A 20,884-nucleotide genomic window follows, 5' to 3' on the forward strand; every position below is an offset into this window, starting at 1 on the left:
CCAGCAGGTTGCCCGCTGACGGCATCCTCGTGTTGCTGCGTGCAACGCTGCCGTACCCCTGCTCGATCGGTCTGTTTCTCGACGCGCAGCCGTCATCTGCAAGCACGTTGCCGTTAGCGCCGGCAGTGCCGTCGGCAAGCATCCGGACTGGCCTTAGCGCCTTGTTTACCGTGCGCGTGCTATCAGGCAGCTCTCGTACAGGCTCGAACAAGGAAGAGGCGATGCGCAAGCTGTCGGCAGTGCTGTGGGTCCCGCTGTTGCTGGTCGGTTGCGGACGTGGCGAAGGTGCGAAGGATGCAGCGGCGGCTGCCGATCCAGCGCCCGCAGCAGCGCAGGCGGCGCAGGCCAACGGCGCGCCGGATGCGTCCCCAGCAGCGGATGAAACCGTGCCGGAATTTCCGGCCATCCCCACCATCGTCATCCCCGAGATCGTCGGCGTGACCCCGGCCCAACGCGCGCTGGAAGCTTCGCTGCAGGACATCCTCGACCCGATCGAAGGCGTCAGCGTCGCACCTGCGCGCTGCGGCGATGGCGGCGTGTTGATCAACGATGCCGGCATCACCAGCGTCGACGCCGACGGCAACCTGCTGCGCAACGGCGGCGACGGCCTGTTCAACCTCAAGGCCGACGGCAGCGGCACCGCCAACTTCGAGGGCGGCCTGGTCAACGTCAACGCCGATGGCAGCGGCACCATCAACGCATCCGGGCAGGGCGGCGACGATGCCCTCATCGACGTGCAATCCAACGGTGGCGGCACCTACAACGGCCCGGCCGGCTTGATCAGTTTGAACGGCAAGGGCGCAGGCACCTGGAACAGCGACAAGAGCGGCCTGATCGACAATCACGGCGATGGCAGCGGCACCTGGAATGGGCCGCGCGGGTTGGTCACCGTCAATGCCGATGGTTCCGGCACCTGGAACGGGCCGGATGGCCTGGTGCAGAACCGCGGCGACGGGACCGGCACGGTCGGCACCCCGCCGCGCGAAGTGCGCATGCCGCCGCTGCCGAAGGTACCGCCGGCCGGCCGCTTCCCGCCATTGCAGAAGTTCGCTCCGCCCGGGGCGCCTTGCGGCTATCTGATCAGCTTGAACGACCGCATCCTGTTCGACTTCGACAAGTCCGACATCCGCACCGATGCCGCACGCGTCCTCGACACGCTGGCTGCCGCGCTGGGCAAGGTGACCACCAAGCAGCTGGAAGTGCGCGGGCACACCGATGCAAAGGGCGACGACGCCTACAACCAGTCCCTGTCCGAGCGCCGCGCCAACGCGGTGCTGGCCGCATTGCGCACACGCGGCGCCGCACAGGCCGCCGGCGCAAAAGGCTATGGCGAATCGCAACCGGTGGCGCCCAACACGGTCAACGGCCAGGACAATCCGGGCGGTCGTCGACTCAATCGCCGCGTCGAGATCTTCCTGCGCACATGAGTGGGATACGCAGGATGGGGTGAGCGCGATCGGCTGCAGCTGCGTGTTGCGTCGGCACAGATCTCGATCACGCTGACGCAGGCTTTGGGCGCTGTCGCGAGCGGGTTGTCGCCTCGCGATCAATCCGATGGTCGCGATGGGTCATGACGCGTCGTCGCGTACGTCGGACCTTCAAGCGCGCTGTGGGCATCTTCTTCGCAGAAGGGGCCGCTTTGCTGCGAGACACACGGCTGGAACCATGACGCCACCGCGTCATGCGTGGTCGTGTCGCGCTCTGCGAAGATGCGTGCGCACCCGCGCAAGCGGCCGTATGCGCATGCCGGCAGCGATCCGCGCTTCCATACGCCAGCGACTATGCCGACTTGCGCGCTCGCTGCGCGCATTTGTCATGTCGGCAGCTCGCGTCACGGCATTGAAATATGCCGTCACCACCATGCGCGGCGCCTGCTTGCAGGTGTGACGCAGGTCCGCCGCTGCAGGCCGCGTCGCTCTCCCACACATCACCGTGGCGCCGCCGTGGCATTAGTCCATGGCGCGTTGCCGCACGCATCGGATTTGATCATGATCGTTCGTTGTACGTTGTCGCGTCCTTCGCGCCTGTCGCAGGCCTTGTGCGTGTCGTTGTCGATCGTGTGCGGCCATGCAGCCGCGCAGTCTGCCGCAGCAACGCCTGCGCAAGGCGAGATGGCGACCTTGGACAAGGTCACCGTCGCCGCCACCCGTTACAACGCGACCGACATGCAGATGGCAGCGACCAACACCGTCAACGTGTTGTCGGCCGACGACCTCAAGACCACCGCCGTGCACAACGTGGCCGAAGCATTGGGGCTGATGCCGGGCGTCAATGTCATCAATACCGGGCAATCGTACTTCGGCGGCATCGATGGCGCCGCGCGCGGCGAAGGCATGTTTTCGTCGGTGCGCGGCCTCAATGCCGAGTACAACGTCAACCTGATCAACGGCCTCAACGTCGCGCAGGGCATGCCGTACAGCCGTGGCGTGCAATTGAGCCTGCTGCCGCCCTCGGGCCTGCAGACCATCGTGTTGAACAAGACGTCCACCGCCGATATGGATGGCGATGCGATCGGCGGCACCATCGACTACCGCACGCCCAGCGCCTTCGATTCGCCCGATCGCCAGGGCGGCAGCGTGACCTTGAGCGGACGCATGGAGAGTCGTGCGCGCGATTACGGCGATTCCGGGCTGGGAAGCGGCGCAGCCGGCGATTGGCATGCACGCTTTGGCGACACCGGGCAGCTCGGCGTGGCGGTCAGCGCGTATTACGACGAACGCCATTTCGTGAACAGCGAAATGGCCGGCGCGTCGGCCGCGCGCAACGATGGTTCGTGGGAGTTTGCGCGCGCCGATGCCGGCGGCAATCTGGCTGCAGGCAGCGACCCGCAACAGGTGCTGCAGAGCACTGGTGTCAACATCGGGTATTCGCAAGGCGACACCCGCCGCTACGGCGGCAATGCGGCGTTCGATTGGCGTGTGGACCCCAGTCTGCATCTCTATGCGCGCATGACCTACGCCTTCGCCAAGACCGAGCAGAACACCGGCTACACGCAGTTCGTGCCGGCCAATGTCAGCTTCACCCAGATCGGCAGCAGTGGCGTGTACCAGCCGCAGATCAATCGCATCGCAGTGCGCTACTGGTACGAAACCAATCCCGAGCAGGCCGACCTTGCCACCCTCCAGTTCGGTGCGGAAAAACAGCTCGGCCATTGGACGTTTGCGCCGAACCTCTTTTACGGCACCGGCAACAACGACCGCCCGGACCACGTGGAAATTTCCGCGCGCAACGATCAATACACCTCGAGCAACTTCGCCTACGGCGCGAACCGCTTCATCAGTTACGACGGCGACGGCTTTCCCATCCCGCTGCTGACTCCTGCGATGCAGGCACAGGCCTCCGATGTGGGCAGCCTGTTCGCGCGACGTACCGGGCAGCTTTCCAGGCAGTACAGCGGCCAGGACAAGGGCGGCGGCAAATTCGATGTGGGCTACGATTTCGATGACGGCCTGCTCAGCCGCGTCGCGTTCGGCGTGAAGTATGTCGACAGCTCGCGCAGCTTCACCGATCGCGACTGGACCAATGCCAAGTACACCGACGGTACCTTGCTGCGCGACACCGGGCTGATCGCGCAGCGCTACGACGCGGTCTATCCGGGGCAATACGCACTGCCCACGGTGCGGCTGAGCAATGCCGCGCTCAACGACCTGATCGCACGCACGCTGACGCCAGCCAGTTTCGACAGCTGCGGAAAACTGGCGATCAATAACCTCAACTGCAATACCATGCGCGCCACCGAAGCGGTCAGCGCTGCCTATGCGATGGCGACATTGCATAGCGGCGATTGGGAAATCCTGCCGGGCGTGCGCCTGGAACATACCGCCATCACCAACACCTTCTGGGCACAGCCGGCGGCAGTCAACGGGGCCGAGCAGGTCGGTGCATTCGCCAACAATCGCACCCGTTACAACGTGGTCCTGCCGAGCGTCTTCGTGAACTACCGGCCCGCCGGCGACAGCGCGGTGTATCGCGGCTCGGTGTGGACCAGCTACACGCGCCCGGCATTCGTGCAACTGGGAGGTGGCCGCTCCACGGATATTTCCAGCGATGGCCAGACCATCATCACCGAAGGCAATCCGGATCTGAAACCGATCAAGTCGCTCAACGTGGATCTGTCGGGCGAATGGCAGAACGACGCTGGCGGCCACGCGATGCTGGCCGGTTATTACAAGCGCCTGACCGACTACATCTACGAGAGTGGATCGGAGGCGGCCAACGCCGGGCAGAGCGGCACCGCCAGCACCCGCTTCGTGCGTCCGCAAAATGGTGGCGACGGCCGCGTGCTGGGCCTGGAGGCCGCCGTGCGGCAGACCTTCCAGGGCTTGCCTGCGCCGCTGGATGGCGTCGGCATCGGCGCCAATGTCACCCGCCAGACCACACGCGTGGATCTGGGCGAAGCAGGCTTTGCGCACGAACGCATCCAGAATGCACCGAACCTGCTCGCCAACGCGGAAGTGTTCTACGAAAAGGGGCCGTGGTCGATCAACCTGAGCTACCACTATTCCGGCGAATACGTGTCGGTCTACGACTATCTCAACCAGGGCGCGCGCTGGGACAACCTGTGGATCAAGCCGATCACCCGCGTCGATCTGCATCTGGGCTATGCGCCGGGCGATCACCTGCGTGTGGATCTGTCGGTTGCCAATCTCACCAGGCAGCACAGCTATTGGGCGCATGTGGGGCACGACACCACGGCCATTTCCGACATCGTCGATTCGGGCATGACCAGCCTGGTGACCGCCAAATATGTGTTCTGAGTCGGATTGTGCAGGGTGGGGCGTGTCGGCAGGTGTGCAGCAGCGCAACCGCAAGGCTGCGGAGCAGGGCGTATCGCAGTGCGGGACGTTCGCTGGCGGTGGGGAGCCGCCGCAGTCTGGGCGATGCAAAGGGGCCGGAGGCGATGCGATGGGGATCGCGTCGCCTCCGCGGCGCGCGGCGCCAGTGCGGCGGCGCGGAATCGCGCCTGCGATCGCCGCTGCCTGCCGGCTGATGGCGCTTGCCGCGCTGTTGGGCGGCTGTGCATCGCCCTCGCGCAGCGCATCGCATGGTCGTGCGAACGATCGCCACGACGACGCTGGCGGCGCAGACCGGCAAACCGAGCAGCTGGAGCGCGTAGTGGTGGTGTTCCGCCACGGTGTGCGTGCGCCGCTGCAGGGCGAGGCGGCTGCCGCGCGCTACGCCGACCAAGCCTGGCCGCAGTGGTCCACCCCGGCCAGCCTGCTCACTCCGCGCGGCCGCAAGGCAGTGCGATTGAGCGGCGAGTATCTGCGTCAGTGGTTGGCCCAGCAGGCGCTGCTGCCGCGCACCGGATGCCCGGCACCGGGGAGCGTGTCGGTCTGGGCCAATACCGATCAGCGCACCATCGACAGCGGTGCCTTGCTGGCCGACGCACTGGCGCCGGGCTGCGGCATCGTCGCCGGGCACCGCGAGGCGGGCAGTAACGACCCGCTGTTCCGGCCGATCGAGGCGGGCGTGGTGGCGTTCGATGCGGCAGCCGCAGTGGCATCGATCCAGCGGCAGACCGGTGGCCCTGCCGCAGTGCTGCAAGGCCATGCGGACGAGTTGCAGGCGATGCAGCAGATCCTGGGTTGCACGCGCACGCCTTGCGACTTTGCGCGCATGCCCTCGACGTTGGCGCCATCGGCCAATGGGCGTGGACTGGCCTTGGGCGGGCCGATCGATCTGACCTCCGGCACCGGCGAAGTGCTGTTGCTGCAGTACGCCGACGGCCTGCCGCTGTCGCAGGTCGGCTGGGGCCGCGCCACACCCGAACGACTGGCGCAGGTCTCGCGCCTGCACGCGCTGTTGTTCGATATCTACGCGCGCCCGCACTACATGGCGCAGCGCTCCGGCGCGCCGCTGGCACGCGAGGTGCTGCAGCGGTTCGGCGATGCGCAGGCGCCGAAGGTCTCGTTGTTTGTCGGCAGCGATACGCACATCGCTGCATTGAGCGGGCTGCTGGGCGTGCATTTCCACTTACCCGGCTACGGCGCCGATGACCCGCCGCCGGGTGGCGCGTTGGTGCTCGGCTTGTGGCGCGAGCCAGACGGCACGAAGGTTGTGCGCGCCCTCTACCTGGCGCAATCGCTGGATCAACTGCGCACGCTGGCACCACTGGATCTTGCCCATCCGCCGCTGCAGCAGGAGCTGTCACTGGGCTTGTGCGCTCCGGAGCAACGCATGGCCTGCCCATTGGCGGACTTTGCTACGGCGCTCGAACAGCAATTGCAGCTCGATCGGTAGTTTCGCGATCGCGACAGCTGTCCTGCGGTGGTCTGCATGGCGTGTGGCTTCGCCCCGCACCCTCACCCCAACCCCTATCCCGCAGGAGAGGGGCTTGAGCAGCGGTTGGCGTCGTTGTCCCTTCTCCCGCAAGGCGGGAGAAGGTGCCCCGTAGGGGCTGATGAGGGTACGTGCGCAGCCACGTGCTATTCGGCAGGTGAGCGGCTTCGCCCGTACCCTCACCCCAACCCCTCTCCTGCGGGGAGAGGGGCTCTATTTCGTCACGCCCATCCGCGTGTGGGTCCGCCGTAAGCCGAAGCCTTCGTAACTTGCCACTTCCTGGAGTTGGGCAACCCACCGACAGACCTCAAAACGAAACCGGGCCGCATCAGCGGCCCGGTCGTTGTGCATCGCGCTCGCTCCTGCAGGAGCGGCGTGCTTACTTCAGCTTTGCATCGGCGCGCAGGGCGTCGGCGCGGTCGGTCTTTTCCCACGAGAACGAGGTAGCGGAATGCTGCGTGCCGGCACCGTCGGTGTAGGTGAAGTCCTTCGGCTTGCGGCCGAAGTGGCCGTAAGACGCAGTCTGCTGGTACATCGGGTGGATCAGGTCGAGCATCTGGATGATGCCGAACGGACGCAGGTCGAAATGCTTGCGGATCAGCTTTTCGATCTGCTCGTCGGCGATCTTGCCGGTGCCGAAGGTGGTGACCGAAATCGAGGTCGGCTCGGCCACGCCGATGGCGTAGGAAACCTGCACTTCGCAACGGTCGGCCAGGCCGGCGGCCACGACGTTCTTGGCCACATAGCGCGCGGCATAGGCGGCCGAACGGTCGACCTTGGACGGATCCTTGCCGGAGAACGCGCCGCCGCCGTGACGGGCCCAGCCGCCGTAGGTGTCGACGATGATCTTGCGGCCGGTCAGGCCGCAATCGCCCACCGGGCCGCCGATCACGAACTTGCCGGTCGGGTTGATGTGGAACTTGGTGCCCTTGTGCAGCCACTTGGCCGGCAGCACCGGCTTGAGGATTTCCTCGCGCACCGCTTCGATCAGGTCCTTCTGCTTGATGCCCGGGTCGTGCTGGGTCGACAGCACCACCGCGTCGATCGCGGTCGCCACGCCGTCTTCATAGCGCAGGGTGACCTGCGACTTGGCGTCCGGACGCAGCCAGGACAGCGCCGAGTTCTTCTTCTTGCGGATCTTCGCCTGCTGCTCGACCAGGCGGTGCGACAGGTGGATCGCCGCCGGCATGAAGCTGTCGGTCTCGTTGGTGGCATAGCCGAACATCAGGCCCTGGTCGCCGGCGCCCTGTTCTTCGGGCTTCTTGCGGTCCACGCCCTGGTTGATGTCCGGCGACTGCTTGCCGATCAGGTTGAGCACGCCACAGGTCTCGCCGTCGAAGCCGACGTCGGAGCTGTTATAGCCGATGTCCAGGATCACCTTGCGGGTGAGGGCTTCCAGGTCGATCCAGGCGCTGGTGGTCACTTCGCCGGCAACGATCGCCACACCGGTCTTGACCATGGTCTCGCACGCCACGCGGGCACGCTTGTCCTGGGCCAGGATGGCATCCAGCACGGCGTCGGAGATCTGGTCGGCGATCTTGTCCGGATGGCCTTCGGAGACCGATTCGGAGGTGAACAGGTAGCTGGACATCAGGCTTATATCCCTTAATTCGGATGAAAAGATGGGTGCGGATGATACACGCCCCGTGTGTCGGTTGCATTGTGCGCCTGAACGCGATGCCGTGGGGTTAAGCGCGACCGACAAGGCGCTCCGGCAGCCGGCAATGAGGTGTCCGCATCGCGCCAAAGGCGGCCATGCGTGAGCGAGGCGGGCCGATCCCCACAGCCCAGCGCCGTACCTGCCAAGGCGCGGCGTGCAATGGGGCCGTCTGCCACTGCCTGAGTTGCTCCAGCACCTGGCCGACACTCGGGTCGAGCTGCAAACGCTGTGGTCGGCGTTGGGCTTCTACCCACGACAGGACTTGCCACAGCCTCGAGCAACCCGCCGTTCAGTTCGATTCGGCCAGTTGCAGCCGGGGCTCGTGGCTGACCGGGAAATTCATCGAGCGGGCGATGAAGCACTTTTCATGCGCGGTGTGGTGCAGCGCTCTGGCTTGCTCGAGGTCGCTGCCCGGTGCCAGGGTCACCAGCGGGCGCAGCACCACCGAGGTGAACTGCCCGGCGCCATCGGCCTGTTCCAGCATGGCGCCTTCGGCGTTGTCCTCGTAGGCCTGCACGATAATGCCGGCATTGGCGCACAATCCCAGGTACCAGAGCTTGTGACAGGCCGACAGCGAGGCGACCAACAGGTCTTCGGGGTTCCAGCGTGCCGGGTCGCCGCGGAAGCCTGGATCTGATGAGCCGTCGATCACGCTGGCCTTGCCCTCCGCCTCGATACGGTGGTCACGGCTATAGGCGCGATATCCCGAGGTGCCGCTGCCCTGGTTGCCGGTCCAGGTGACCCTGACGCTGTACTGGTGCTGTTGGTCTGGCATTCCCGCACTCCTTGCCTGGGGCGCACACCATGCGTCCTTCAGACCGGGCTGGCAAGGGACTCCACTGCCTAGGCCTCCACCGGGGTAGGCGCTTCCCAGCGGTGAAACATCCGTGCCAGGTCTTTTCGCATCGGTTGCTGTTGCGCCGGCCGTGACGCAGAGGCGGCGCTTTCCCGGTTTGCTTCAAACAACAAAAGGTCACTTGCGCAGCGTTGCCATGCAGCCGGTCGCGAGTCTTCTTGTGTCCGAGCCGCGACAGGTGCGTAGCGTTCCACACGTACGGCGACCGCTCGTCAAGGCTGCGCCTGCGCCTCACTATCCGCTGCACCCGCGCAGCGTGCCGGCCGCTGCAATGCGCCGCTGGTCGCCCTGGCGCGGATCTTCCCTGCAGCTCCGCGCCAGCGCAGCTGTGTGCCGACTGAAAGCGCGTGGGGCGATGCCCGTCCGTGCATGTGGGGCCTGCTAGCATCGGGCGATGGATTCCCTCACCCAGATCGTTCTTGGCGGTGCCATCGCTGCCGCCATCGCGCCGCCCGGACAGCGGCGTGCCGCCTTGCTCGCCGGCGCGGCACTGGGCACCTTGCCCGACCTCGATTCACTGGCCTTGCTGCCACTGACCGACGACCCGGTCACCCTGATGACGGTGCACCGCAGCGTCAGCCACTCGCTGTTCGTGCTGCCGCTGCTGGGCTGGCTGATCTGGTGGCTGTTCCGGCGCTACGGCAATGGACGGGTGGCCAGCGCCCCCAGGCGCTGGTTCTGGGCGATCCAGCTGGCCTTGATCACCCATCCGCTGCTGGACGCCTTCACCGTGTATGGCACCCAGCTGTGGTGGCCGCTGCAGCCGCATCCGACCATGTGGTCCAGCGTTTTCATCATCGACCCGGCCTACACGCTGTGGCTGCTGCTGGCCTGCGCGATCGCCTGGTTCGCGCGCGCGCGCCCACTCGCCCAGCGCGTGCTGGTGATCGGGCTGGTGGCAAGTTCGGCCTATCTGGGCTGGTCGTTGATCGCCAAGCATCTGGTCGATCAGGAAGCCGACCGCGCGCTGGCAGCGATGGGGCTGGCCGATGCGCCGCGCTTCTCGGTGCCGATGCCGCTCAACACCTTGCTATGGCGGGTGGTGGCGATGACGCCCGGCGGCTATGTGATCGGCGAGCGCTCGCTGGTGGCCGACACCGGGCCGATGCAGTTTCGCGGCTTTTCCAGCAACACCCAGGCGCTGGGCGAAGTGGCCGCGTTCGATTCGGTGCGTCGGCTGACCTGGTTCAACCGCGGCTTCATGCGCGCACGCCTGGTCGATGACGACTTGATGCTCAGCGATCTGCGCATGGGCCTGGAGCCGGACTACAACTTCAATTTCGTCGTCGCGCACCGCGACGGCGGGCAATGGCAGCCGATCGTGCCGCGTCAGGTCCAGGCGGCCTATCGCGCGCCGGTGGCCCGCGATCAGATCGGCGCAGTGCTGGCGCAGATGTGGCACCGCATCTGGCATGCGCCAGCCGGCACGGCGCTCACCGGCGATCTCGAGCAGGTCAACACGCCGGCAACGTCGACACACTAGAGCCGCCAACAATCCGACCGTGCCGCCGCCAGCTAGGCGCGGCCCGTGCTCGGTGCGGCATCCACCAGGCGCACTTCATTTGCGTTCCCAGCGCGCCGTGCCTGACGGCTGCTTGCAAGGTGTCGTGAGCCATGCCAGGCCATGGTGCGCAGCGGATGCCAGCACGCAGCGCAGCTGCGCGTGTTCGGGTGCCGTCCAGATGCCTCAGGCGGCGTTCGGCAGCGGTGGTGCCACGCCGGCAATCAAGGCGTCGAAATAATCGCGGGTCAGCGCCAGCTGCGCTTCGGGCGTTTCGGCGCGATTGACCACGGCGCGGAAGTCGGCGCTCTGCGGGTGATCCTTCGCGTACCAGCCCAGGTGTTTGCGCGCGATGCGCACGCCCTGCGGTTGGCCGTAGAACGCATGTAGCGCGTCCAGATGACCGAGCAGGGTGTCGCGCACGAAGGCCAGCGTCGGTGGCGGCAACAGCGTGCCGCTGGCCAGGTAATGCGCCACTTCGCCAAAGATCCATGGCCGCCCCTGCGCCGCGCGCCCGATCATCACCGCATCCACACCGGTGGCGCGCAGCACCTGCGCGGCCTTCTGCGGCGAATCGATGTCGCCGTTGGCGATCACCGGGATCTGCAGCGCCGCCTTGATCTCGCCGATGGTGGCGTACTCGGCAGTGCCGGTGTAATGCTGGTCGCGGGTACGCCCATGCACCGCCATCGCAGCGATGCCGCAATCCTGCGCGATGCGCGCGATGACCGGGCCGTTGCGGTGGTCGCAGTCCCAGCCGGTGCGGATCTTCAGGGTCACTGGCACATCCACTGCCTGCACCACCGCGCGCAAGATCCGCGCCACCAGTTCCTCGTCGCGCATCAACGCCGAGCCGGCCCAGGCATTGCAGACCTTCTTGGCCGGGCAGCCCATGTTGATATCGATCAGCTGCGCGCCATGGTCCACGTTGTAGCGCGCCGCCTCGGCCAGCTGCTGCGGCTCGGTGCCGGCAATCTGCACGCTGATCGGATCCGGCTCGCCGGCATGGTCCATGCGGTGCAGCGATTTGCGCGTGCCCCAGAAACGCGGATCGGAGATGGTCATCTCCGATACCGCCAGCCCGGCGCCCAGCCGCTTGCACAGCAGCCGGAACGGCTTGTCGGTGACGCCCGCCATCGGGGCGAGAATCACCTTGGGGGCAATGGTGTAAGGGCCGATCTGCATGCGCGCATTGTCGCTGGGGTTGCTGCTGCTGCCAACTCGGGCGCCGCCACACAAGCGCGGACCGGTGCTGGAGCAGGCCAGCACGCGCCGGCCGGATCGCACCGACGCGACCGGGCCCGGGATCGGCAGGTCAGCGGATCAGCTGGTACAGCTCGAAACCCTTGGCGCCACCGTCCAGGATCAGCAGCAGTTCGTCCGGCCCCAGAGCGACCAGCCGGCCGACGCTGTTGCCGTTGGTGCCGTCGGAGATGTTGCCGGGCGCGTAGCGGCCTTCCGGTTCGTCGTTGACCGTGCTGGCACCGAGGAAGGCAAACTCGCGGCTGTCCTTGGCCAGTGGATACAGCGTGCCGCTGCGACGCTGCGAGCCGCTGACCTTGCGGAAGCGATAGCCGCAGGCATCGCGGCTGATCTCGGCCTTGAAATAGGGGTAGGCATAGGCGAACCGCTGGTCGACCTGGATCGAGCGCACCTGCCAGCGGCCGTCCAGCTTGCCTGGCACCTGCGGCGACCCAGCGCGCTGCAGCAGCGTGCGCGCCAGCGCGGCGCCGTCTTCCTGGTCGGTATCGTCGTAATGCGCTGCGATCGCCTGTTGCAGGCTGTCCGCAGACACGGTTACCGCAGCGCGGTCGGCATCGCTGGCAGTGCCGTTCCAGTCGCAACGCTGCGCAGCGGCCGACAGCGGGACAAGCCAGGCGCACAGCGAAACGAACCGGATCAGGGAAAAATGACGCATCGAGAACTCCTTGTCGTGATGCAGGCCCGTCACGGCGACGGGCGGTGAAGTGCGGTGGCCCGAGTGAATGCCAGCCGATGTCGCCATCGGCGCAGGCGGTTAGCCGGCGTCCGGCAGCAGCCGTGGCATCGATGCCGCGGCGCCTTCCACTTCGGTGGAGCGGGCGGCGTAGCGGGTGGCAAAGCGGACATGGGTGATGAAGCTCGCGCCCGGCGACTGCGCCAGCGAGGCCACCAGCGCGCCGTTGAAGGCGTCGCCGGCACCGGTGGTGTCCACCGTCTGCGCGCTTTCTGCGCCCACGCGGTAATGCGCCGCACTATCGCCGCGCAACTGCTCGTCGGCATGCGAAATGAAGGCGCCTACCGAGCCCAGCGTCACCACGACGGTGCCGCCCGGCAGCAGCTTGCGGCATAGCGAATGCAGCGTATTGCCATCCAGTGCGGCCACATCGTCGGCATTGATGCGCTCGCCGACGTGGCGGCCGAGCAGGGCGGCGAACTCGGTTTCGTTCGGGGTCAGCACATCCGACAGCTTGAGCAGGCCGATCGAGGTCGGTGCGTTGGCTGGTGCGGCGTTGAGCACGGTCAGTACGCCGCATTCGTGCGCCAGGGTCAGTGCCGACTCGATGGTTTCGGCCGGCGATTCCAGCTGTGCCAGCAGCACGCGGGCCGAGGCAACCAGCGCGCGCTGGTTCTCGACGAAACCGGTGCTCAGCACCGAGTTGGCGCCGGCACCGATCACGATGGTGTTGCGGCCGTGGCCGTCGACATAGATGCCGCCGGTGCCGGTCGGTTCATTGCTCGGCTCGGCGATCAGCGCAAAACCGTCGTGCGCGGCCAGCGAGCGCGCCAGCGCGCCGCCGGCATCGTCGCCCAGCGCGCACAGGAAGTGCGTCTTGGCGCCGGCACGTGCGGCCGCGACCGCCTGATTGAATCCCTTGCCACCCGGGCCGGTGCTGTAGCGGCCGGCGATGGTGGCACCCGGCGCAGGCAGCACATCGCAGCGCCACACGTGATCGACATTGAAAGACCCGACAACGACGACCGAACTCATAAATACCTGCTTGCTTGAATGACTTGAATGAAACGTGGCGTCCGGCGATTAGACCGCGACACCGATGAACCCGCGCCGCCTCAACCGAAGTGCGAGAGCACGCCGGCAATGGTAGCGGTCATGAAGGTGGCGATCGAACCGCCGAGCACCGCACGCAGGCCGAACTTGGCCAGATCGTGACGACGTTCCGGCGCCAGCCCGCCGATGCCGCCGATCTGGATCGCGATCGAGCTGAAGTTGGCAAAGCCGCACAGGGCATAGGTGGCGATCAGGCGGCCTTCTTCGCTCAGGCTCACGCCGGCGACCTGGCCCTTCACGATCTGCGACAGCTCGGTGTAGGCGACGAATTCGTTGATCACCACCTTCTGGCCGATCAGCGAACCCACCGTTGTCGCGTCCGCCCACGGCGTGCCGATCACCCACGCCACCGGTGCCAGCACGTAGCCGAAGATCGTCGACAGGTTGGTCGGCCGGCCCAGCGCCGCTGCCGCGCCGGTCACTTCGCCCAGCCAGGTCAGCGGGGCGTTGATCAAGGCGATCAGCGCGATGAAGGCCAGCAGCATCGCGCCGATGTTCAGCGCCAGGCGCAGGCCATCGCCGGCACCGGCCGCGGCCGCATCGATGATGTTGCTGGTGGTCTTTTCCACTTCCATCTTGACCGTGCCGCGGGTCAACGGCGTGCCGGTCTCCGGTACCAGCAGCTTGGCCACCACCAGCGTGGCAGGTGCGGCCATGATGCTGGCGGCCAGCAGATGCTTGGCGTAGAACGCCTGCTGCGCAGGGTCGCTGCCGCCGAGCATGCCCACATACGCAGCCAGCACGCCGCCGGCGATATGCGCCATGCCGCCGATCATCATCGTCAGCAGCTCGGACTGGGTCATCTTGGGGATGTACGGGCGCACCGTCAGCGGCGCCTCGGTCTGGCCGATGAAGACGCTGGCGCACACGCTGGTGGTTTCCGCGCCGGACACGCGCATCACCTTGGTGATCGCCCAGGCCATCGCGCGCACCACCAGTTGCATCACGCCCAGGTGGTACAGCACGCCCATCAGCGCAGAGAAGAAGATGATGGTGGGCAGCACCTGAAACGCAAAGATGAAGCCGTAGCTTTCGATGTTCATCAGGCTGCCGAAAATGAAGGTGGAGCCTTCATTGACGAAGCTCAGCACCTTCACAAAGCCCTTGCCCAGCGAATCGAACACGTCGCGCCCGCCCGGTACCAGCAGCACCAGCGAGGCGAACGAGATCTGCAGCAACAGGCCGGTGGCGACCAGCTTCCAGTCGATCGCGCGGCGGTTGGTCGAAAACAGCCAGGTGATGCCGATGAGCACCGCCAGACCGAACAGGCCGAAACCGATCCTTCCCAAACCTTCGACCATTCCAATCCCCGGGCTGCCAACGGCAAAACGGGAAGCCTAGAGCAGGGGGTGTCGGCGGGCAAGGCGAACGGCATTCAGAAGGCCGTCGCAGGCTTGCGCAGGCCTCCAGCTCGGTAAACTGCGCAAGCCGGTCCGGGGCAGGTGCCCTGGAGGTTGCAGGAGATCGCCATGCTTTACCGTCGTCTGGGTTCCACCGGGCTGCAATTGTCGGCCTTGTCGTTCGGGGCCTGGGTGACCTTCGGCAAGCAGATCGGGCGCGGCGAAGCGCGCAACCTGATTGCCGCAGCCTGGGACAACGGCATCAATTTCTTCGACAACGCCGAGGTCTACGCACGCGGCCGCGCCGAAGAGGTGATGGGCGATGTGATCGCCGACCTGCGCCTGCCGCGCGATGGCTACTGCGTGTCGAGCAAGGTGTTCTTCGGTGCGGTGGACAGCCCGCGCCCGACCCAGCGCGGGCTCTCGCGCAAGCATGTCACCGACGCCTGCCATGCGGCGCTCAAGCGCCTGCGCGTGGACTATCTGGATCTGTATCTCTGCCACCGGCCCGACCCGGACACGCCGATCCTGGAAACCGTGCGTGCGATGGACGCGCTGATCCGCCAGGGCAAGGTGCTGTACTGGGGCACCTCCGAATGGAGCGCCGAGCAGTTGCGGACGGCCATCGCCATCGCCGGGCAGGAGCACCTGCACGCTCCTTCGATGGAGCAACCGCAGTACAACCTGTTGCACCGCGACCGGCTGGAGCGCGAATACGCGCCCCTGTGCGAGGGCGGGCTCGGTACCACCATCTGGTCGCCGCTGGCGTCGGGCCTGCTGACCGGCAAGTACAACGCCGGTGTAGACGCCGATAGCCGCCTCGGCCAACCGGATAATCACTGGCTGCAGGACGAAGTGCTGGGCACCCAGGAGTCGCGCCGTCTCGAACGGGCCCGCGCGTTCTGCGCAGTGGCTGCCGAGCTCGGGCAGTCGCCGGCCCGGCTGGCCATCGCCTGGTGCCTGCGCAACCCGCACGTGTCCACGGTGATTCTGGGTGCGAGCCGCGTGGCGCAGCTGGAAGAAAATCTCGGCGCCCTGGAGACCTTGACCAAGGTCGATGCCGCCGGTTGGGCACGGGTGGAGGACGCGACCCGCTGAGGGCAGCCGAGTGCGGTGGGCACGGGTGGCTGCGCGGGTTTGGCGGGCGCTTGTACGCAACGAGACGCCGCAACTGGCCGGTGCACGCCGGTCCGATTCCCTACATGGCGCTGCCGTCTCTCGCGGCGGTCCCCCGGTTTGTCCACTGCATTGCGGAAATCCCCACAGGGACTTTTTCGATAGGTTTAGTGAATCGAAATAGTTAAACCCATGCAAAGCTCGCGTCGCGAAGATGAGAATGGCTCTTGATCATTAAATGAGAATGGTTATTATTTGTCTAGCCAACCGACTGGAGATCCAGACCATGACCGCTCATCCCGTGCTGCTCCGCTCCGAACCGGTCAACCTGCGCGACCGCGCCGTCCCACGTGTCGTTCCTGCCGAAGACCTGATCAGCAGCGAGGCGCTGCTCAAGGGCCGTCGCGAAGTGCTGATCCAGCACGGCGACCGCGTCTACCGCCTGCGCCATACCAGCAACGACAAGCTCATCCTGACCAAGTAAGTTCCACCCTCCGACCCGCGCATTGGCGCGGGGCTCGGGTCGTCTGTCGCGGGCGTTGCCGCCGCCGTCCGCGCTTCCCACGCTCTTTCCCCGGCGGCCGGTGTCGGCCTTGTCTGCAGCAGGTGCTGCCGGGAACTTCCCCTCAAAGGTTCCCGATGATTCGCCTGCATCCGCTGGTGGTCGCGCTGTCGCTTGCGCTGCCTGCTGTTCCGTTGTTTGCCCACGCTGCCGAATCAGACGCTGGCGGCGATGCTGCGCGTGAGGTACACGACTTCGATCGTATGCAGGTCACCGCCACGCGCACCCAGCGTGCATTGATCGACGTGCCGGGCACGGTGGACGTCATCGACCGCGAACAACTGGACAACCAACTGGTACGCGAACTCAGGGATCTGTTCCGCTACACGCCCGGCGTGTCGGTGACCAGCAACAGCGGCCGCTTTGCCGGCGCCAGCGGCATCCGCATCCGCGGGCTGGACGGCAACCGCGTCGCGATCCTGGTGGATAACGTACCGGTGTCGGACACCTTCGCGTTCGGCAGCTATCTCAATGCCAACCGAAATTTCGTCGATCTTGAAACGCTCAAGCGAGTGGAGGTCGTGCGTGGGCCGGCCAGCTCGCTGTATGGCTCCGATGCGCTGGGTGGCGTGGTGGCTTTCGTCACCAAGGACCCTGCCGATTACCTGAGCGCCGACAAGCGCAGCTATGTCGGCCTGAAGTTCGGCTACGAAGGCGACTGGAACGGCTTGTTTGCCGGTGCCACTGCGGCATTCGGCGGCGAGCGCTGGAGCGGCATGGTGGCCGTGGCGCATCGCCAGGGCCAGGAAGCGCAGAACCAGGGCGACAACCGCAGTCGCGATTTCACCCGCACCGCGGCCAACCCGCAGCGTATCGATGGCCGCAGCGTGCTGACCAAGCTGGTGTACGCGCCGAGCGCGCAGCAGCGCTTCAAGCTTACCGTGGAGGGCAACGAAGACTACGGCAGCATCGAGGCGTTGACCGGCATCGACCCGCGCGTGACAACGCCATCGTTGCGCATCCTGTCGCAGGACGGCCGCGATCATCAGACCCGTGCGCGGGTGTCGCTGCGGCATGAGCTGGACGCACTGGACGCGGCGCTGGCCGACGACCTGCAATGGCAGCTCTATCGCCAGGACAGCGAAAGCCTGCAACGCACCGACGAATTGCGCGGCAACAACACGCGCCGTCATAACGAACACAACTTCGATCAGCGCGTCTATGGCTTGCTGGTCAACGCGCACAAGTCCATCGACACCGGCACGCTCAATCACGACATCACCTATGGCCTGGACGGCACCTGGACCGACACCCACGCCAAGCGCGATGGCTACTCTGTCAACCTGGCCAATGGCGCGATCACCAATCGTGTGGGGCAGGACGTGTTTCCGGTGCGCGATTTCCCGAAGAGCGAAACCACCAAGCTCGGGGTGTATGCGCAGGACGAGATCGGCTTGTTGGATGGCAGGCTGTCGCTGACGCCAGGCGTGCGCGTGGATTATTTCCGGCTGTCGCCGCAGGTGGACGACATCTTCCGCGAAGACAACCCGGGTGTGGCGGTCGAAACCATCGACCAGACCCAGGTGTCGCCCAAATTCGGCGCGGTGTGGCGGTTCTCGCAAGCCTGGTCGGCGTATGCCAACTACGCGCACGGCTTCCGCGCGCCGCCGTACAACGACGTCAATATCGGCTTCACCAATCTGCAGGCGCGCTACACCGCCATCGCCAACCCGGATCTGAAATCGGAAACCAGTCGCGGCGGCGAGCTGGGGCTGCGCTTCAACGATGCCGTGGGCTATCTGGGCGTGAGCGTGTACTACACCGACTACCGCAACTTCATCGAATCCTACGCACCGGCCGGCGTCAATGCGGAAGGCTTGATGCTGTTCCAGTCGCGCAATGTCGACGATGTGGTGATCAAGGGCGCCGAAGCGCGTGGCGGGCTGAATCTTGGCGCGCTGGCCGGCTGGCAGGGCTGGTCGTTGAGCAGCGCGGTGGCCTATTCGGAAGGCGACAACCTCACCGACGATACGCCGCTGAATTCGGTCGACCCATTGCGCGGCACGCTGGGCGTGGCCTTCGACAGCGATGGCTGGGGTGCGGAACTGATCGGCACCTTTGTCGCACGCAAGCGTCGCCCGCAGCTGGACAGTTACTACACCCCGGCCGGCTACGCCACGCTGGATCTGATGGGGCATTGGGAGTTCGCGCCCGGCGGCAAGGTCACCGCCGGCATCTTCAATCTCGCCGACCGCCGCTATGTGGACTGGAACGCGCTGCCCAACGGCACGCTGGCCAGCAGCACGGTGCTGGATCGCTTCACCGGCGCCGGACGCACGGCCTCGGTCAGCCTGGCGGTGAGCTGGTAGCGGCCATGCCCATCGCCCGCACACTGCCGTTGTCCTCGGGTGCACGTGCCGACCGCGCAGCGTTGCCGCGCGCAGCGCAGCTGTCGGCGCTGGGTACGGTGCTGTGCTTGTATCGTCCGGCGCTGGGCACTGAACTCGATGGCTGGCGGCACGCGGTCGATGCGGCCGCCTCGCGCCAGGTGGACAGCGATGGCGTGCGCGAAAGCATCTGGTTCTTCGGTGCCGACGGCCAATGCTGCTGGCGCCTGTGCCTGTTGCCGGACAGCGATTTTTTGAGTTGGGATCGCCTGGTCTCGCGCTTGCCGCCACTGCCGGCGGAAACGCACGGCCTGGGCGTCGGCGAGCGCCTATGGCGCCGGCTGGCCGGACGCATGCGCGGTGAAAGCTGGCGGTTGAGCGCGCTGCGCCTGCAGTCCACGGCCAACCGCCAGCAGCCGCTGGTCGCCAGTCTTGCGACCGTTTCCGCGCTGGGCGCCGAGGTTGCCGCACGACTGGCCCGCGAAGAAGGCATCGACGGACGTGTGGCCGTGGACGATTGCTGCTGCGCACGCGCTGCCGCCGCGCGCGCCACGCAGGCGGCCCCGCGCGGTACCGATCCCACCGACATGACCACGTCGCTGCTGCGCCTGCGCCGCTGACGTTTCCACGACCACGACCGAGAGTTCCGATGAGCCGATTGTTTACGTATTTTCCTGCCGTGATGTTGAGCCTGTTACCGGCGGTCGCCGCCGCGGCTGAAGAGCCCGAGCGCGACCGCCAGAGCATCCTGGCGATGCAGGGCGAATACGCTGTGGATTTCGCCTTCGACGAGACCGTGTTGCTCAAGCCCGGTTACGAGCGCGCGTCGGCGATGCGCAGCGGCGCCAACGAGGTGGTGATCGTGGTGGAAGACACACCACGCAAGATCGTGCTGCAGCACCTGCTGGTGGATGAAAAGACCAAGCATGTGACCAAACATTGGCGGCAGGACTGGGTCTACGAAGCGCCGCAGCGCTTCGAATTCAGCTCCGAACAGACCTGGCAGGTGCGCGCAGTGCCGGCGGCGGTGACTGCCGGTGCCTGGACCCAGTGCGTCTTCGAGGTAAGCGATGCGCCGCGCTATTGCGGCACCGGACGCTGGGACTACGCCGACGGTCACCCGACCTGGACCAGCGACTTGAGCTGGCGTCCCTTGCCCCGCCGCGAATACACCAAGCGCAGCGACTACAACGCGCTGTCGGTCATCAATCGCCACACGCTCACACCCAATGGCTGGACCCACGAACAGTTCAACACCAAGGTGTTGCGCAAGCCCGATGGCAGCCAGCAGGCCATCGCGCGCGAGTTCGGCTTCAACGATTACCGCAAGACCACCGAGGTCGACTTCGCCCCGGCTTATGCCTACTGGAAAGGCACGCAAGGCTATTGGGCCAAGGTACGTACGCGCTGGGCCGCATTCCTGGACACGCCGCCAGGCCTGCATCTGAAAACCAAGCCCGACGGCATGGCGATGATCATGCCGATGTTCGAACAGGCCGAGACCGTGCAGAAGGGCAAGCGGGTCAAGGACGCGCAGATAGACGCGGTGTTTGCGCAGTGGGTGGAGCGCGCAGATTAAACACATCGCTGATGTGTAGGAGCGCGCTTGCGCGCGATGAGGCCTTACCGATAACGCCCCATCGCGCGCCAGCGCGCTCCTACAGGGAATTGCCTAGTCCTTTTCAGCGCCTGGCCCAGGGACAAGCGCGACACGCCGGCGAATGCCGCACTCGGATGTCGTAGGAGCGCACCCGGGCGCGACGTGGCTTTCCCGGAAATGCCCAGCGCGCCCGGGTGCGCTCCTACGGGCAAGGCAGCGGTTATTCCTTGAACATCAAGAACGCCGCCACCAGGATCAGGCCGAACGCAGCCCAGTGATTCCACTTCAGTGCCTGGCCCAGGTAAAAGGTCGAGAAGCCTGCGAACACCAGCAGCGTGATCACTTCCTGCATGCCCTTGAGCTGCGGTGCCGAATACACCGCGCTACCCAGGCGGTTGCCCGGCACCTGCAGGCAGTACTCGAAAAACGCGATGCCCCAGCTAACCAGGATCGCAATCATCAGCGGCGTGCTCTTGTACTTCAGATGCCCGTACCAGGCGAAGGTCATGAACACGTTGCTGGCGAGCAGCAGCAGGATTGGGTACAGGTAAGCAGTGAAGGGGGCGGTGGGCATGACGGCGGACGGCAGGA

16 protein-coding genes are annotated in these 20,884 nt (G+C 66.1%); 9 read left to right on the plus strand and 7 right to left on the minus strand.

What is annotated here, in order from left to right; translation table 11 throughout:
• The first annotated feature begins 161 nt into the window (after nucleotides 1-161).
• From FHY19_RS20590 to FHY19_RS20600, 3 genes are all read left to right on the plus strand, one after another.
• Nucleotides 162-1,427, plus strand: coding sequence for an OmpA family protein (locus FHY19_RS20590; RefSeq protein ID WP_259168228.1), 1,266 nt, complete (start codon nucleotides 162-164; stop codon nucleotides 1,425-1,427).
• Nucleotides 1,428-1,988: 561 nt separating this feature from the next.
• On the plus strand, nucleotides 1,989-4,757 hold the full coding sequence (locus FHY19_RS20595) for a TonB-dependent receptor (protein ID WP_259168229.1): 2,769 nt from the start codon (nucleotides 1,989-1,991) through the stop codon (nucleotides 4,755-4,757).
• A complete protein-coding gene (locus tag FHY19_RS20600) occupies nucleotides 4,747-6,243 on the plus strand; it encodes a histidine-type phosphatase (protein ID WP_259168231.1) in 1,497 nt (498 codons plus the stop codon). Before FHY19_RS20595 ends, FHY19_RS20600 begins: the two co-directional genes overlap by 11 nt.
• Before the next feature lie 418 nt (nucleotides 6,244-6,661).
• On the opposite strand, the gene metK is transcribed toward FHY19_RS20600, so the two are convergent.
• Together metK and FHY19_RS20610 are read right to left on the minus strand one after the other, a co-directional pair.
• Nucleotides 6,662-7,873, minus strand: a complete 1,212-nt coding sequence (gene metK, locus FHY19_RS20605) for a methionine adenosyltransferase (RefSeq protein ID WP_259168233.1) — start codon at nucleotides 7,871-7,873, stop codon at nucleotides 6,662-6,664.
• A gap of 358 nt (nucleotides 7,874-8,231) precedes the next feature.
• Nucleotides 8,232-8,717: an OsmC family protein gene (locus FHY19_RS20610; protein WP_259154454.1), complete on the minus strand. Its 486-nt coding sequence runs from the start codon at nucleotides 8,715-8,717 to the stop codon at nucleotides 8,232-8,234.
• A 475-nt stretch (nucleotides 8,718-9,192) separates the two neighbouring features.
• On the opposite strand from FHY19_RS20610, the gene FHY19_RS20615 reads away from it, so the two are divergent.
• Nucleotides 9,193-10,281 carry a metal-dependent hydrolase gene (locus tag FHY19_RS20615; protein ID WP_259168235.1) on the plus strand — a complete coding sequence of 363 codons (1,089 nt, stop codon included), beginning with the start codon at nucleotides 9,193-9,195 and terminating at the stop codon, nucleotides 10,279-10,281.
• A gap of 204 nt (nucleotides 10,282-10,485) precedes the next feature.
• Here the strand turns inward: FHY19_RS20615 and dusB are convergent, their stop codons facing one another.
• The 4 genes from dusB to FHY19_RS20635 form a co-directional block, all read right to left on the minus strand.
• The gene (dusB, locus tag FHY19_RS20620) at nucleotides 10,486-11,484 is read right to left on the minus strand and encodes a tRNA dihydrouridine synthase DusB (protein WP_259168236.1); all 999 of its coding nucleotides are present in this window, start codon (nucleotides 11,482-11,484) and stop codon (nucleotides 10,486-10,488) included.
• Nucleotides 11,485-11,614: 130 nt separating this feature from the next.
• On the minus strand, nucleotides 11,615-12,217 hold the full coding sequence (locus FHY19_RS20625) for a DUF4893 domain-containing protein (RefSeq protein WP_259168238.1): 603 nt from the start codon (nucleotides 12,215-12,217) through the stop codon (nucleotides 11,615-11,617).
• A 99-nt stretch (nucleotides 12,218-12,316) separates the two neighbouring features.
• Nucleotides 12,317-13,270, minus strand: coding sequence for a ribokinase (locus FHY19_RS20630; protein ID WP_259168239.1), 954 nt, complete (start codon nucleotides 13,268-13,270; stop codon nucleotides 12,317-12,319).
• An 80-nt stretch (nucleotides 13,271-13,350) separates the two neighbouring features.
• Nucleotides 13,351-14,649 carry a nucleoside transporter C-terminal domain-containing protein gene (locus tag FHY19_RS20635; protein ID WP_259154444.1) on the minus strand — a complete coding sequence of 433 codons (1,299 nt, stop codon included), beginning with the start codon at nucleotides 14,647-14,649 and terminating at the stop codon, nucleotides 13,351-13,353.
• A 153-nt stretch (nucleotides 14,650-14,802) separates the two neighbouring features.
• Between FHY19_RS20635 and FHY19_RS20640 the strand changes: the two genes are divergently transcribed.
• From FHY19_RS20640 to FHY19_RS20660, 5 genes are all read left to right on the plus strand, one after another.
• Entirely contained in the window at nucleotides 14,803-15,786 is a 984-nt protein-coding gene (locus tag FHY19_RS20640) for an aldo/keto reductase (protein ID WP_259155956.1), read from the plus strand.
• A gap of 262 nt (nucleotides 15,787-16,048) precedes the next feature.
• Nucleotides 16,049-16,288 carry a hemin uptake protein HemP gene (locus tag FHY19_RS20645; RefSeq protein ID WP_259155955.1) on the plus strand — a complete coding sequence of 80 codons (240 nt, stop codon included), beginning with the start codon at nucleotides 16,049-16,051 and terminating at the stop codon, nucleotides 16,286-16,288.
• Nucleotides 16,289-16,443: 155 nt separating this feature from the next.
• Nucleotides 16,444-18,675, plus strand: a complete 2,232-nt coding sequence (locus FHY19_RS20650) for a TonB-dependent hemoglobin/transferrin/lactoferrin family receptor (protein ID WP_259168241.1) — start codon at nucleotides 16,444-16,446, stop codon at nucleotides 18,673-18,675.
• 5 nt (nucleotides 18,676-18,680) lie between these two features.
• The gene (locus FHY19_RS20655; protein ID WP_259168243.1) at nucleotides 18,681-19,313 is read left to right on the plus strand and encodes a Hemin transport protein; all 633 of its coding nucleotides are present in this window, start codon (nucleotides 18,681-18,683) and stop codon (nucleotides 19,311-19,313) included.
• Between the two features lie 29 nt (nucleotides 19,314-19,342).
• The gene (locus FHY19_RS20660) at nucleotides 19,343-20,272 is read left to right on the plus strand and encodes a DUF6607 family protein (protein WP_259168246.1); all 930 of its coding nucleotides are present in this window, start codon (nucleotides 19,343-19,345) and stop codon (nucleotides 20,270-20,272) included.
• Between the two features lie 241 nt (nucleotides 20,273-20,513).
• Here the strand turns inward: FHY19_RS20660 and FHY19_RS20665 are convergent, their stop codons facing one another.
• Nucleotides 20,514-20,867, minus strand: a complete 354-nt coding sequence (locus tag FHY19_RS20665) for a DMT family protein (RefSeq protein ID WP_046962671.1) — start codon at nucleotides 20,865-20,867, stop codon at nucleotides 20,514-20,516.
• Between the last annotated feature and the right edge of the window lie 17 nt (nucleotides 20,868-20,884).

This window comes from Xanthomonas sp. 4461 (genome assembly GCF_024806475.1).
Taxonomy (GTDB): domain Bacteria; phylum Pseudomonadota; class Gammaproteobacteria; order Xanthomonadales; family Xanthomonadaceae; genus Xanthomonas; species Xanthomonas arboricola_F.